Annotated in this window: 14 protein-coding genes and 1 tRNA gene; 7 read left to right on the forward strand and 8 right to left on the reverse strand. The window is 70.5% G+C overall.

Going from position 1 to position 12,799, the window contains the following annotated elements; genetic code table 11:
- Positions 1-9: 9 nt before the first annotated feature.
- The 4 genes from ASD66_RS06575 to ASD66_RS06590 all read left to right on the forward strand — a co-directional run bounded on the left by ASD66_RS06575 (position 10) and on the right by ASD66_RS06590 (position 3,979).
- A complete protein-coding gene (locus ASD66_RS06575) occupies positions 10-1,176 on the forward strand; it encodes a pyridoxal phosphate-dependent aminotransferase (protein ID WP_056890353.1) in 1,167 nt (388 codons plus the stop codon).
- A gap of 143 nt (positions 1,177-1,319) precedes the next feature.
- Complete coding sequence (locus ASD66_RS06580) at positions 1,320-1,742, forward strand: hypothetical protein (RefSeq protein ID WP_156388556.1); 423 nt, start codon at positions 1,320-1,322, stop codon at positions 1,740-1,742.
- Positions 1,743-1,745: 3 nt separating this feature from the next.
- A complete protein-coding gene (locus ASD66_RS06585) occupies positions 1,746-2,678 on the forward strand; it encodes a hypothetical protein (RefSeq protein WP_056890354.1) in 933 nt (310 codons plus the stop codon).
- Positions 2,675-3,979, forward strand: a complete 1,305-nt coding sequence (locus ASD66_RS06590; RefSeq protein WP_056890355.1) for a hypothetical protein — start codon at positions 2,675-2,677, stop codon at positions 3,977-3,979. Before ASD66_RS06585 ends, ASD66_RS06590 begins: the two co-directional genes overlap by 4 nt.
- A gap of 136 nt (positions 3,980-4,115) precedes the next feature.
- Here the strand turns inward: ASD66_RS06590 and ASD66_RS06595 are convergent, their stop codons facing one another.
- From ASD66_RS06595 to ASD66_RS06605, 3 genes are read right to left on the reverse strand one after another with little or no spacing between them, the layout of a single operon-like run.
- Positions 4,116-5,519 (reverse strand): vWA domain-containing protein, encoded by a 1,404-nt coding sequence (locus ASD66_RS06595; RefSeq protein WP_056890356.1) that lies wholly within the window; start codon positions 5,517-5,519, stop codon positions 4,116-4,118.
- Positions 5,520-5,528: 9 nt separating this feature from the next.
- On the reverse strand, positions 5,529-6,410 hold the full coding sequence (locus ASD66_RS06600) for an AAA family ATPase (protein WP_056890357.1): 882 nt from the start codon (positions 6,408-6,410) through the stop codon (positions 5,529-5,531).
- A 10-nt stretch (positions 6,411-6,420) separates the two neighbouring features.
- Positions 6,421-7,086, reverse strand: coding sequence for a TetR/AcrR family transcriptional regulator (locus tag ASD66_RS06605; protein WP_056890358.1), 666 nt, complete (start codon positions 7,084-7,086; stop codon positions 6,421-6,423).
- A gap of 88 nt (positions 7,087-7,174) precedes the next feature.
- Here ASD66_RS06605 and ASD66_RS06610 point away from each other — a divergent pair, with 88 nt between their 5' ends.
- On the forward strand, positions 7,175-9,085 hold the full coding sequence (locus ASD66_RS06610) for a CocE/NonD family hydrolase (protein WP_056890359.1): 1,911 nt from the start codon (positions 7,175-7,177) through the stop codon (positions 9,083-9,085).
- A gap of 3 nt (positions 9,086-9,088) precedes the next feature.
- Here ASD66_RS06610 and ASD66_RS06615 read toward each other — a convergent pair whose 3' ends face one another.
- On the reverse strand, positions 9,089-9,868 hold the full coding sequence (locus ASD66_RS06615; RefSeq protein ID WP_056890360.1) for a hypothetical protein: 780 nt from the start codon (positions 9,866-9,868) through the stop codon (positions 9,089-9,091).
- 146 nt (positions 9,869-10,014) lie between these two features.
- Between ASD66_RS06615 and ASD66_RS06620 the strand changes: the two genes are divergently transcribed.
- Positions 10,015-10,650 (forward strand): hypothetical protein, encoded by a 636-nt coding sequence (locus ASD66_RS06620; RefSeq protein WP_156388557.1) that lies wholly within the window; start codon positions 10,015-10,017, stop codon positions 10,648-10,650.
- A 3-nt stretch (positions 10,651-10,653) separates the two neighbouring features.
- Here the strand turns inward: ASD66_RS06620 and ASD66_RS06625 are convergent, their stop codons facing one another.
- From ASD66_RS06625 to ASD66_RS06640, 4 genes are all read right to left on the reverse strand, one after another.
- Positions 10,654-10,848, reverse strand: coding sequence for a hypothetical protein (locus ASD66_RS06625; protein ID WP_056679665.1), 195 nt, complete (start codon positions 10,846-10,848; stop codon positions 10,654-10,656).
- 100 nt (positions 10,849-10,948) lie between these two features.
- Positions 10,949-11,038 (reverse strand) — tRNA-Ser (locus ASD66_RS06630).
- 38 nt (positions 11,039-11,076) lie between these two features.
- Positions 11,077-11,475 carry a PaaI family thioesterase gene (locus tag ASD66_RS06635; protein WP_235529977.1) on the reverse strand — a complete coding sequence of 133 codons (399 nt, stop codon included), beginning with the start codon at positions 11,473-11,475 and terminating at the stop codon, positions 11,077-11,079.
- Complete coding sequence (locus ASD66_RS06640; protein WP_056679662.1) at positions 11,472-11,888, reverse strand: hypothetical protein; 417 nt, start codon at positions 11,886-11,888, stop codon at positions 11,472-11,474. The genes ASD66_RS06635 and ASD66_RS06640 overlap by 4 nt, the downstream gene beginning before the upstream one ends.
- Positions 11,889-11,974: 86 nt before the next feature.
- On the opposite strand from ASD66_RS06640, the gene ASD66_RS06645 reads away from it, so the two are divergent.
- Positions 11,975-12,772: a helix-turn-helix domain-containing protein gene (locus tag ASD66_RS06645; protein WP_200949892.1), complete on the forward strand. Its 798-nt coding sequence runs from the start codon at positions 11,975-11,977 to the stop codon at positions 12,770-12,772.
- Positions 12,773-12,799 lie beyond the last annotated feature (27 nt).

Below are 12,799 nucleotides of genomic sequence, written 5' to 3' on the forward strand. Positions count from 1 at the left end.
CTGGGGCCCATGACCGACCGCTACACCGTCGCCAGCCGCGCCAACGTCCCGCCGTTCCACGTGATGGACCTGCTGGCTGCGGCAGGTGAGCGCCAGCGCAGCCACGGCGACATGGTCAACTTCGTCGCCGGCCAACCCAGCAGCGGCGCCCCCGCACCGGTGCTGGCCGAGGCGATCCGGCTGCTCGGCAGCGGCGACCCGTTGGGCTACACCGTGGCCACCGGGATCCCCGACCTCCGCGACGCGATCGCCGGACACCACCAGCGCATGCACGGCATCGACGTGCACCGCGACGACGTGGTCGTCACCACCGGCTCCAGCGGCGGCTTCCTGCTGGCCTTCCTCGCCGCGTTCGAGCCGGGCGACCGGGTGGCGATGGCCCGGCCCGGCTACGCCTGCTACCGCAACGTGCTCCGCGCCCTGGGCTGCGAGGTGGTCGAGCTCGACTGCGGCGCCGAGACCCGCTTCCAGCCGACCGTGGCCCAGCTCGAGCAGCTCGACGACATCAAGGGCCTCGTGGTGGCCAGCCCGGCCAACCCGACGGGCACCATGCTGCTGCCGGAGGAGCTGGCCGCCCTGGCCACCTGGTGCGAGACCCACGCGGTGCAGCTGGTCAGCGACGAGATCTACCACGGCATCGAGTACGCCGAGGAACCGCTGAGCCGCAGCGCCTGGGAGACCTCGCGCGAGGCGATCGTGTTCTCCTCGTTCTCGAAGTACTTCTCCATGACCGGGTGGCGGATCGGCTGGATGCTGGTGCCCGAGCGTCTGCGCCGGCCCGTCGACGTACTCACCGGAAACTTCACGATCTGCCCTCCGGCGATCGCCCAGCACGCGGCGATCGCGGCCTTCACCGAGGCGGCGTACGACGAGCTCGACGGCCACGTCCGACGCTACGCGCACAACCGGGCGATGCTGCTCGAGGGACTTCCGCGACTCGGGATCACGGAGCTGGCGCCGGCAGACGGCGCGTTCTACGCGTACGCCGACATCGGCCACCTCACCGACGACTCGATGGCCTGGTGCCTGGACCTGCTCGACGCGACGGGCGTCGCCGTGGCCCCCGGCGTCGACTTCGACACCGAGAAGGGGAACCGCACGATCCGGTTCAGCTTCGCCGGGTCCTCCGGTGAAATCGCGACCGGACTCGACCGTCTGGCGACGTACCTCGGCTGAGCCTCGGCTACTCTCGGCGCGGGAGAAGGTTTAGGGCTTGACCACTCGGGGAAGAGAAGTTCGGTTGAGTGGTTTGAACCGCTCAGACGGGGGTACACACCCGGCAACTTGAGAGGTGATCCATGTACGGCGACTCTGCCGCCATGCGCAAGCGCGCATCCCAACTGCGAGAGCAGTGCACTGACATCCGTGCGATGGCCGACCGACTGATCGCACAGATCGAGTCCATCAACTGGGAGGGCAGGGCGGCCGCCGACATGCGGGCCCGCATCCACGACCGGGCCGCCCACCTCCGCGACTGTGCCGCACAGCACGAGACCGCGGCCGAGTCACTCACCCGGCACGTCGCCGAGGTCGAGCGCCTCAAGGACTCCATCGACGGCATCGAGCGCAAGGCCCACTCGCTGGTCGCCGACGCCCGCACCCGCATCGCCGCACAACAGGCCCAGGACACTCCGGCCGGCGTCACCATCGACGCGACCGACGTCGACCGCACCCTCGACCAGTTCGTGCCGCCCGCCCCGGGCCACAAGGACTGGCTGACCGTCAACCTTCCGGGACTCTGAGACATGGCGACCATTGACCTGACCACTCCCGGCCCGGTGGCCGAGGGGACCCTCGAAGGCCTGCCCCGCCGGCTCGCCCTGACCCGGCCCGAGCTCGAGTTCCTGGCCGAGGCCGCCGGCGGAGCGCCCCTGCCCTTCGCTCCCGAGGACCCGACACCCAGCGCCGCCGCCAACGCGTTCGAGAGCCGACTCGGCCAGTCGCGTGGTGCCGCAGAGGACCAGTCGTACGTCGAGGCCCTGGCCACCCTGCACGACCCCGCCGAGGGCCTCGAGAAGCGTGGCCTCCTGGTCGACGGCACCGCCGATGCGGGCGTCGTCGGCGCCCTCGGCCTGCTGGCCACCCCGGCCGTCGCCCTCGACCTCGACGTCAACATCAGCGGCGTCCGAGCCCGGGCCTGGCACCGCCAGCGCGGCGGAGCCGTGGCCACCCTGGCCACCACCGACGGCGTCGTCTTCGAGCTCGCGTGGTTCGAGGCGCAGCACTGGCCGGCCGAGCTCGGCCGCGTCGCCGGGCTTCCCGACGACCACGTGCTCACCGACTCCACCGTGCCCGCCGCGATCGACCTGCCCTACGAGCTGCTCGACGCGGGCGGCGAGGCCGTCCGTTCGGGCCGGGCCGACCTGCTCGGCACGATCGTGGCCCACCACGCCGGTGACGTGCGCGATGCCGCCGGAGACGCCGTACCCGACGCCACCGTCTCGTCGGTGATCAGCTCGCTGGTCACCGAGACCCAGGGTCGGCTCCGCGGACTGGTCGCCGACATCGACGCCGGCGGCGAGGCCGTCGGTGTCGTGTCATGGGTGTTGCTGGCCGACGGCTGGCACGTCCTGCGATCCCACCAGGTCGACGGCGCCAACCGCGTCGAGGTCCGTCGAGTCGATGCCACCGAACTGGCCGCCACCCTCGGCCCGATCCTCGCGGAGGTGACCGCATGAGCGAGCAGCAGCAGGCACAGGCCGCAGCCGCCCAGGACAAGTACGACCAGATGATGCGTCTGGCCGACCTCTTCGACTCCTCCGGCGACGAGATGCGCGAACGCGCCACCCTGGGCGCCGAGATCCTCGCCGACGAGGCGGTCGCCGAGTCCGAGGAACTCTCCAAGGCCACCTTCACCCAGGCCGAGCAGGACATCATCGGGGCGACCACCGGCAAGACCGGGCTCATGGTCCGCTCCGTCGAGCTCGACGCCGATGCACTGATCGTGCGCGCCACGGTGCTGACCTACCGCTGGATCGACGACCTCCAGCTGGCGGCGTACAAGACGCTCGGCTCGATCGCGGCCCGCGCGGTGGGCTACCTGGCGCCCGAGGTGGCGCTCGGCGGCGCGATCTTCTCGGCCGGCCTCATCGAGACCGACGCCCTCGACCGCGAAGGCCTCGCGGCCTACCTCAACGAGCTGGCCGACCAGAACCCCGAGCTGATGGACCACTTCGTCAGTGGTGGCGGTGGCCTGATCGAGGGCCTGCAGATGCGCTCGCTGCTCACCGCGGCCGTGCTCGGCGGCGACGAGGGCCCGGCAGTCACCCACGGTGGCCTGCGCGCGGTCGGTGCCCCCGACTTCGCCGACGACTTCACCTCCGCCCTGCGTGACATCGCCGGTGGATTCCGTGAGGAGGAGGCGGCGCCTGCTGCTGCCGGCGACGCGTCGGCCCTGCCGGCCCCGTCCTCCATCGAGGAGCTGATGACCTCACTCAGCCAGGTCGAGGGCGATCTGCTGGTACAGCGCCTGCCCGGCGGCCGGTTCATCGCCTACCTGCCGAGCCACGCCCAGCGCACGCCCGGCAACCTGCAGCTCGTCGGCAGCGACGTCGCCGGCCGGGTCTCCTCGGTGATCAACGCCCTCGAGGCCGCCGTCGGTGACGAGCCCGGCGCCCGGGTGATGGTCGTCGGCCACGCCCAGGGTGGCGTCGCCGCCGCCGAGATCGCCGCGGCAGCCGGCTCCGACAAGTTCGTGGTCGACCAGGTCATCACCGCCGGCGCCCCCAACGCCCAGGTCACCCACATCCCGGAGCCGACCACGGTGCTGTCCCTCGAGGACCGCGCCGACCCGGTCGCACTGTTGGGATCGCTGATCAACGCCCGGGTCACCAACCGGTTGACCGTGGTCTTCGACGGCGGACTCCAGACCGGCGCGTCGGCGTACGTCGCCGGAGGCCGGGCCGCCGACACCGCCACGCACCCCGAGCTGAAGGCCGCGATCCAGCGGATCCACGAGCTGGGCTTCCTCGCCGACTGATCACCAACCCCGCCCTTTTGATGCGCGAACACCGGCTTCTTGTGCTTCGAACCGTGGGTTCTTGATGCGATCCGTCAAGGACCCGGTGTTCGAACATCAAGAATCCACGGTTGGCGCATCAAGAAGGCACGGTTCGTCAGACGATGTCGTGCACGAACTCGCCGAGCTGGGCGAGGTTGCGGCACTCGACCATCGAGACCAGCTCGGCGTACTGCGGCGCGGCGGAGTCGCCGGTCCCCCAGTTGCGGGCGTGCTCGGGGTTGAGCCACCACGCGTTGCGACACTGCGCGACCATCGCCTTGAAGCCGTCGAGCTGGAGGTCGCTGTAGTTGGAGCGGGCGTCACCGAGCACCAGCAGTGAGGTCTTCGGGCCGAGCGCGTCGGCGTGCTCCTCGACGAACTTGGTGAACGCGCGCCCGTAGTTGGTGCGGCCCCACAGGGCGGCGTGACTGGTCGCCGCGGCCAGGTCGGTCATCACGTCGACCACGTCGGCGCCCGGCTTGAAGTGGTGGGTGACCTCGTGGACGTGGTCGATGAACGTGAACGCGCGCACCTTGGTGAACTGGTCGCGCAGTGCGAAGACCAGTAGCAGGGTGAACTGCGCGAAGTTGGCCACCGAACCGCTGACGTCGCACAGCACCACCAGCTCGGTGCGGTGCGGCCGCTTGGGCCGATGATGCGTGGTGAGGGGCACCCCGCCGGTCGAGATCGAGGCCCGGACCGTACGCCGGAAGTCGAGCGGGCCGCGACGCTTGGCGTGCTGCTCCTTCGTCAGCCGGGTGGCCAGCCTGCGCGCCAGGGGCTGGATCTCCCGGCGCATCGCCTCCAGGTCGGTACGGCGAGCGCTGAGGAACGGCAGGTTGTCGATCGTCGGGCGGACCGTCGTGTCGGCGACGTGCTGGGCGCCCTTCTCCTCGGCGATGCGGCGCAGCGCGTCCTGCTCGACCAGGGCGGTGAACTGCTGCACCCGGCTGGCGGCCCGGCGTCGGGCGGTGCGGGTGTCGTCGCCCTGCATCAGGAGTCCGGCGACGATCTGGTCGACGAGCTCGTCGGGAGCCACCCGCTTCAACGCCTGGTAGGCGCTCCACGACGACAGGCCGGGCGCGCGTCCGCGCATCGCACCGAACGTGCCGACGGCCTCGATGGCCAGGTCGCGCAGGGCGTCGGGCTGGCCGTCGGGTTGGGCCCCGATCATCGCGTCGGCCAGCTCGTCGCGGAAGCTGCTCAGTGCCTTGCCGGTGTCGTTCGGCATGCTCCCGTCCGGTGCATCCTCGCCCTCCACCTCTTCGTCGAGGCCGCGCGCGCGAGTTTCGCCAGTCAGGGCTGGGAAGTAGAGGTCGAAGAGTGCGTCGAACGGGGCCCGGTGACCGGACCGCTTGACCAGCGTCGCGGCGTACGCCGTCCGGACCTGGTCCCGCCCCGACCACGAGAGAGCCGTTGCCGCCCGCGCCGCGTCGATGTCCTCGGCCAGCGACACCGGGATCCCCGCGGCGCGCAACGCCTCGATGAACTCGACGTGCCGGTCCAGGAGTCCGCCCATGGGTTAGTCCTAACCTCTCAGCTTGAGCTCGCGCACTGCGCGGTCGTGGTCGGAGACGTGCTTGAGCACGACGCCGAGCGTGCTGCTGATCGCCGCCGGGTCGAGGTTCTTGATCTGGAGCGCGATGAGGGTGCGGGCCCAGTCGATCGACTCCGCGATCGACGGCGCCTTCTTGAGCTCGAGCTCGCGCAGCCGGGCCACCACGGCGACCAGCTCGTGGGCCAGCCTGTCGTCGAGACCGGGCACCCGGGAGAGGAGAATCTCCTGCTCCCGTTGGGCATCCGGGTAGTCGAGGTGCAGGTAGAGGCAGCGTCGCTTGACTGCTTCGGACAGCTCGCGGGTGGCGTTGGAGGTGAGCACCACGAATGGTCGGCGTACCGCCTCGACGGTGCCGAGCTCGGGGATCGTGACCTGGAAGTCGGAGAGCACCTCGAGCAACAGGCCTTCGACCTCAACATCGGTCTTGTCGACCTCGTCGATCAGCAGGACGGTCGGCTCCTCGCGGCGGATCGCGGTCAGCAACGGCCGACTGAGCAGGAACTCGTCGGTGAAGATGTCGTCGTGGGTCTGCTCCCACGCCTGGTCCGGCCCGGTGGCCTGGATGCGCAGCAGCTGCTTCTTGTAGTTCCACTCATAGAGCGCGCGGGCCTCGTCGAGCCCCTCGTAGCACTGCAGCCTGATCAGCTCGGCGCCGGTCGCGGCCGCCACCGCCTTCGCGAGCTCGGTCTTGCCGACCCCGGCCGGGCCCTCGATCAGCAGCGGCTTGCCGAGCTCGCCGGCCAGGAACGCGGTCGTCGTGGTCGCCGAGTCGGCCAGGTAGCCGGTCGCCTCCAGCCGCTTCAGGGCGTCGTCGGGGGACTTGAACCAGGGCTGTGCTTCGACGGTGGTCACGCCCGCGAGCCTAGTCGGCGGGCCGTTTCGCCCTGGGCAGGGCGTCCGTGATCGCCTGCGGGTCCATCGTGGCCGTCGCCACCAGGCGTCGTACGGCGTCGAAGAGCACGTCGGCGGTGTGCTCGTCGTCGTGCCGGCCGGTCAGCCGCGTGGCCGCCGAGCCGATCATCAGGTGCACGAGGGACTCGGCGATCGCCTGGGCGTCGGTGACTCCCACCGTGGCCAGCATGCGTGCGGCCAGACTCTCGACCGCCCCCAGGGCCCGGGTCGCCAGCGGCTGGAGCTCGGGGTCGGCGCTGACCGCCAGGAACGTCGAGAGCTGGAGGTGGACGGTGTCGAGGCTCCGCTCGCCGAACGCCATCGAGACCAGTCCGCGGGCGTCGTCGAGGTCGATCTCGAGGCCCAGGGACAGGTCGGCCATCGCGGTCATGTCCTCGATCCACGTCTCGACGTGCCGGGTCAGCGCGGTGGTGAGCAGGTCGCCCACCGAGTCGAAGTAGTAGCCGGGCGTGGCCGGGGGCAGCTCGGCCCGGGCGGCCACGGCGCGATGGGTGACCGCGCGTGCACCGCCCTCGGCAAAGAGCGCGATGGTGGCGTCGAGCAGCTGCTCGCGGCGCACCCGGCTGCGCTCCTGGCTGAGCCGCGCCTTCGAGGAGGCCTTCGTGGGGGCCGTCATCTCACCCCGTCACCTTTCTCGTTGTCCCGTGGACAAAAAAATTGTACGTTCGTCCAAGTTTACTTCCCGGCCGCACCGGAGGACACCGATGACCCGATCTCTCAAGAGCGTGCTCGTCGCGCTGCTGCTCGGACTGACGATGCTGGCACCCGCCACGGCATCGGCCGACGACCGGGTCGTCGTACGAACGAACGTCGGTGCGGTCACGGGAGCAGAGCAGGCCGAGAAGTACGACGTGGTCGTCGAGCGCGACGTGCCGATCACCATGCGCGACGGGCGCGTGCTGCGGGCCGACATCCACCGACCGGCGACCAAGGGGACCACCGAGCGCGCACAGGGGACGTTCCCGGTGATCCTGGTCCAGACGCCGTACGGCAAGGGTGTCGGCAACTCGGGGTTGGGCGCGATGAACCCCTACCTCGTGAAGCGCGGCTACATCGGCGTCATCGTCGACGTCGCCGGGACCGGCGGGTCCGAGGGCCAGTCGATGCTGTTCGGCAGGAGCGAGGCCCTCGACGGCGCCGAGCTCGTGCGCTGGTCGGCCGCGTTGGAGGGCAGCAACGGCAAGGTCGGGCTGCTCGGCGGCTCCTACCTCGGCATCGACCAGGTCTTCACCGCAGCGGCGGTCGGGAAGAACTCGCCGCTCAAGGCGATCTTCCCGATCGCCACCGCGTCCGATCCCTACCGCGACCTGTTCGTGGCCGGCGGCCTGGTCAACATGACCTCCAGCCTGGGCCTGATCGCCGGCTACTTCGGCCTGCGCACACTGACCCCGTTCGCCGAACGCGCCTCCGATCCACTCGACGCGCTCAGGCTCTCGCTGCAGCACGGCCTGGCAGGGATTCCGTTCGAGCTCACCACCGGCCTGAACGCACTGCTCGAGAACGGTCGCGTGTACGACGGCCCCTACTGGCAGGAGCGCGCTCCGCAGAACGTGCTCGACAAGGTCGTCGCGAACGGCGTGCCGGCGTACGTGGTCGGCGGGCAGTACGACGTGTTCCAGCGCGGCGAACCCCTGCTCTACAGCGGCCTCCAGAACGCGTGGGCCGGCCGGTCCGTCCACGCGCCGATGAACCGCACGCAGCCGGTCACCAGCCGCTACCAGCTGCTCACCGGCCCCTGGGACCACGGCAACCAGGGCAGCACCGTCGACCTCGACGCGATCGAGCTGGCCTGGTTCGACCACTGGCTCAAGGGCGTCGACAACGGCATCACCGACACGAAGACACCGTTCCACGTGCAGGAGCCGGACGGTGCGTCGTACTCCGTGGCGCGCTATCCGTCGGAGGCCGCGACCTACGAACGCCTGCACCTGCAGGGGAACAAGTCACTCGGCACAGCGGCACCCACCGCGGCCACCGGCTCCGACCGCATGCTCTACAAGCCGGTCTCGCTGGCCTGCCAGCGGGCGATCGTGCAGTGGACCGCGGGGCTGGCCCGCGACCTCTACGCCCAGTGCTCGAAGGTGAAGGAGCTGACCGCGCCACAGCCCGGCGACCTCTCCTACGACACGGCACCGCTGACCCGGGACACCCGTCTCGCCGGCCCGGTCGGCCTCACCCTCCGGGTCAGGGCGAACCGCCCGCAGACCATGTTCGTGGTGACGCTCCAGGACGTGGCGCCGGACGGCTCGGTCACCGACCTCTCGGCCGGGGCGCTGCTCGGCTCGGCGCGCGCGATCACGCAGGGTCGCAGCTGGGCCTCCCGCGGCGGCTCCTACGCACTCCCCTACCACCCGCACACCGAGGCGGCCGAGCAGCCGGTGCCGGTCGGCAGGGTGACCCGCTACGACATCGAGATCAGGCCGGTCTTCTCGACGCTGCCCGCCGGCCACCGGCTGCGGCTGCTGGTGCAGAGCGGCGACACCCCGCACCTGCTGACCTCGCCGGGCCGGCTGCTCAGCGCGCTGGGCGGCGTGTACGACGTACAACGCAACGCCGTGGCGGCGTCGTACGTCGACCTGCCGATCGCGTCGGGAGCGCTGCCGACCGGAAGGTGAGATTCACCAGTCCTGCCACGGGATGATCGTCCTGACCGGTGTGTCGAGGAGGATCTCCGTGCCCGGGGCGTCGTGCCCGGCGATCTCGTGCTCGGCGAGCTCGTTCTCGGCCCGGGCGATGCGGTCCGTGGTCTCGAGTGGATCGCCGTCCAGGTAGAGGAGCCGCAACCGCATCGATCCGCGGGCGTCCTGCTTGTCCTCGCCGAAGGTCAGCGTGCTGTGCTGCTGGTGGCGGTCGAAGCTGAAGGTCCAGCCGCCGGCCACGCCGTCGAGACCGGTCAGCCGGGGCATCTCGACACGGTCGGCGAAGGTGTGCCGTTCGTGCACGGCCAGCGACATCGGCTCGGCATGCTTCACGAGCTGCACGTGCATGCCCCGCACCGGACGGAAGGGGAGGACGTCGGCAGCGACCAGCGAGCCCGGATTGACGTAGCCGCGCACCGGCCGGAAGAACGCCAGCAGGGACCTGGAGACGCCGGGGATGATCGGCCCCCGCCCCCACTGGAACGAGTCGGCACCCAGCTGGTCCCAGGCGCGCACCGACTCGGACACCGGATCGCGGAACCAGTACATCGCCACGTAGTCGGTGCCGGCATGCTCGTCGCTCGCGCTCGACACCGCCTTGAAGTCGTCGGGGCGGGACCACCGATCCCCCCACGCGACTCCGGGCAGGGCCAGGTTCTCCGGCCGGTGGTCGAGCAGGTGCCACTCGTTGTAGGCCCGGTGCTCAGCGGCACCGGCCTGCCCGAGGGAGACGAACGAGAAGAAGACGAGCGGGGTCATGCAGCTCTCCTGACCGAGGGTGCGTGCTCGGCACCGTAGCCGCGCCCGACCGGGCGTGGCCGGCGGATCCCGCGCAGCAGGAGTGGCCGGCCGGATGAGTACGCGGGCGCATGCGTCGGATCTCCGGGTCGGCCAGCATGGAGGGCATGACGACACGACTCCTCGCCGGTGCCGCAGCGGCCTTCCTTCTCCTCGCTGCAACCGGGTGCACCACCGACACCCCGCTCGGCACCGAGGTCACCGACACGGCAGTTGCGCCCGGCGATGCGGTGAAGGGCCGGGTGATCTACCCGGACGGCAAGATCCGCGTGACCATCGTGTCGGCGGGCTCGCCGGTGGTGAAGGACCACGAGTACGCCGGGCACCGCGACCAGGGAGAGCAGGCCTGCTCCTACGACGACGAGAAGTTCTCCTGCCCGACCGACGGGCTCACCGACGGCCTGTACGTCGTGCAGGTGATCGACGAGGGAGTGCCGAGCGAGGGTACGTCGACCGCGATGGTGAGCGTCACGTCGATCGCGGACTACCAGCCCACGTGGCAGGCGGACGGAGACGTCGTACGCCTTTCGGGGTGGGGAGCCGACCGCACGGTGAAAGCGTTGATCCGCACCGAGAACGGCAAGGAGGTCATCGCACGGACGCTGCGCACCGACGGGTCCGGCTCGGCCCGGTTGTCGGTCGCGACGCTGAAGAAGGCTCGCTACGAGATCTCGCTGGACGACGGCCTGTGGCACCTGGGCAACATCGACTACCCGTTCAACGTGCTCGACCGGACCGAGTGAGACTCAGAGGCCGCCTCTGCCACCCCTGCCGTTGCGGGTGGCGGACGCCTGTGCCTCGAGGGCGGAGTAGTTGCCCGCCGAGCTGCCGCCCTTGTCGAGGTTCCAGCCGGGCTTCTTCTGGCGCCCCTCGAAGACCCAGACCGCGGCGAGTGCAGCGATGACCAGGACACCGATTCCGATAGCCACGTAGATCCCCATGCACCTCACAGTAGCGGGGACGCCAGGCCATCAGTCCGGAAATGCGAAGGATCCGAACCCGGCGAGGGTTCGGATCCTTCGGATCTCTGCTGAGATCAACTGGCGGTGGCGGTGGGATTTGAACCCACGGTGGGTTTGACCCCACACATCATTTCGAGTGATGCACCTTCGGCCGCTCGGACACGCCACCGCCGGAGAGATTACTAGATCGGCGGCCCGAGGCCGAAATCAGGACGCCGCCAGCACGGCCTGCGCCTGGACGGTGACCGCCACGAGGCGCCCGTCGGCGTCCCGCAGCTCGGTCTGTACGACGACCTGGGTGCGGCCCCGGTGCAGTGGTCGGGCGGTCGCCGTGACCGTTCCGCCGTGCACGGCCCGCATCAGTTGCGTGGTCGTGGACGTGGTCGCCGTACCGGCGCCGGGAGGCAGCCCGAGGAACGCGCACACCGCACCGACGCTGTCGGCCAACGTGATCAGCGCGCCACCGTGCAGGGCGCCGCCGGCGGTGCACCGGTTCTCGGCCCAGTCAAGGTGCCCGACCACGCGATCTGCGTCGGCGGAGTCGAGGACCACGCCCGTGGCCTCGGCGAAGGGCATCAGCGCGACCAGGTCGGCGGGTGCGCTCACGCCCGGCCTCGCAGGACGACGTACTGGGCCGCCCCGAAGCCGGCCACGACCACGGCCTGCATCAGGCACCAGGCCAGGCCGATCCCGGTCAGGGACAGGAGCCCGAAGGCGACTGCGACCGAGCCTGCGACCCACACGAGGTTGCCGATCACGACCTCGCGGGCGAGGCCGGCCGGCACGGGGTCACGGGTGGCGATCCAGGCCAGCGCGCCGGCCCAGACGAGGAGGAACGCACCGAGCAGCTCGAGGGTCGGCACGGACGGGCCGAGCACGTCGTCGAGCAGCGTGGCGCCGGCGAGGTAGGCGACCGCGTTGAGGCCGGAGACGCCGGCGTCGAGCAGCAGCAGCCTGGCGATCGGGGACCGGCGGGCGGTCGAGGTGGACAGGGGCTGGGTTTCGGTTCGAGTGGTCATGGCATCAACCGTGAAGCGCGCGGCGAGGCTTGTCGATGACGTCGGAGGTAATGGAGCCGGCTACCCCCGGCCGACACAATGGGCGCATGACGATCACCGAAACGCGTCCGGAGACCGGCGGAGTCGGCGTACTGCTCAAGGACTGGCGGCAGCGCCGCCGGCGCAGCCAGCTGGAGCTCTCCAACGAGTCGGGCATCTCGACCCGGCACCTCAGCTTCGTCGAGACCGGGCGGTCCCGGCCGAGTCGCGACATGGTGCTCCGGATCGCCGACCAGCTCGAGGTCCCGCTGCGCGAGCGCAACACCCTGCTGCTCGCGGCCGGCTACGCCCCGGCGTACGACGAACGCACGCTGGAGGACGACGACATGACCGCGATCCGTGAGGCGCTGGACCTGATCCTGACCGGCTACGAGCCGTTCCCGGCGCTGGTCGTGGACCGCGACTGGAATCTGGTGCAGGCCAACAACGCGGTGGGTCCGCTGATCGCCGACGTCGCTCCGGAGCTGCTCGAACCACCGCTCAACGTCTTGCGGTTGAGCCTGCACCCCGACGGGATGAGCTCACGCATCGTCAACCTGTCGGAGTGGCGCGGTCACCTGATCGACCGGCTGGCGCGGGAGTTCGCGGTGACCGGGTCGCCGAGCACGAAGGCCCTGCACGACGAGCTCATGGACTACCCCGGCGGCCTGTCCCACGCATCACCCGACGGTCGCATCGCCGTACCCATGCGGCTGCGCACCGACGCCGGCGAGCTGTCCTTCATCAGCACCGTCACCACCTTCGGCACCGCGGTCGACATCTCGGTCGCCGAGCTCACCGTCGAGGCGTTCCTGCCGGCGGACGCCTTCACCGCTGCTGCACTGCGTGGCGGCATCAACACCTGACGGCGTCAAGAACCCACGGCTCGCGCA

The sequence above is a fragment of the Nocardioides sp. Root151 genome (assembly GCF_001427925.1).
Classification (GTDB): Bacteria; Actinomycetota; Actinomycetes; order Propionibacteriales; family Nocardioidaceae; genus Nocardioides.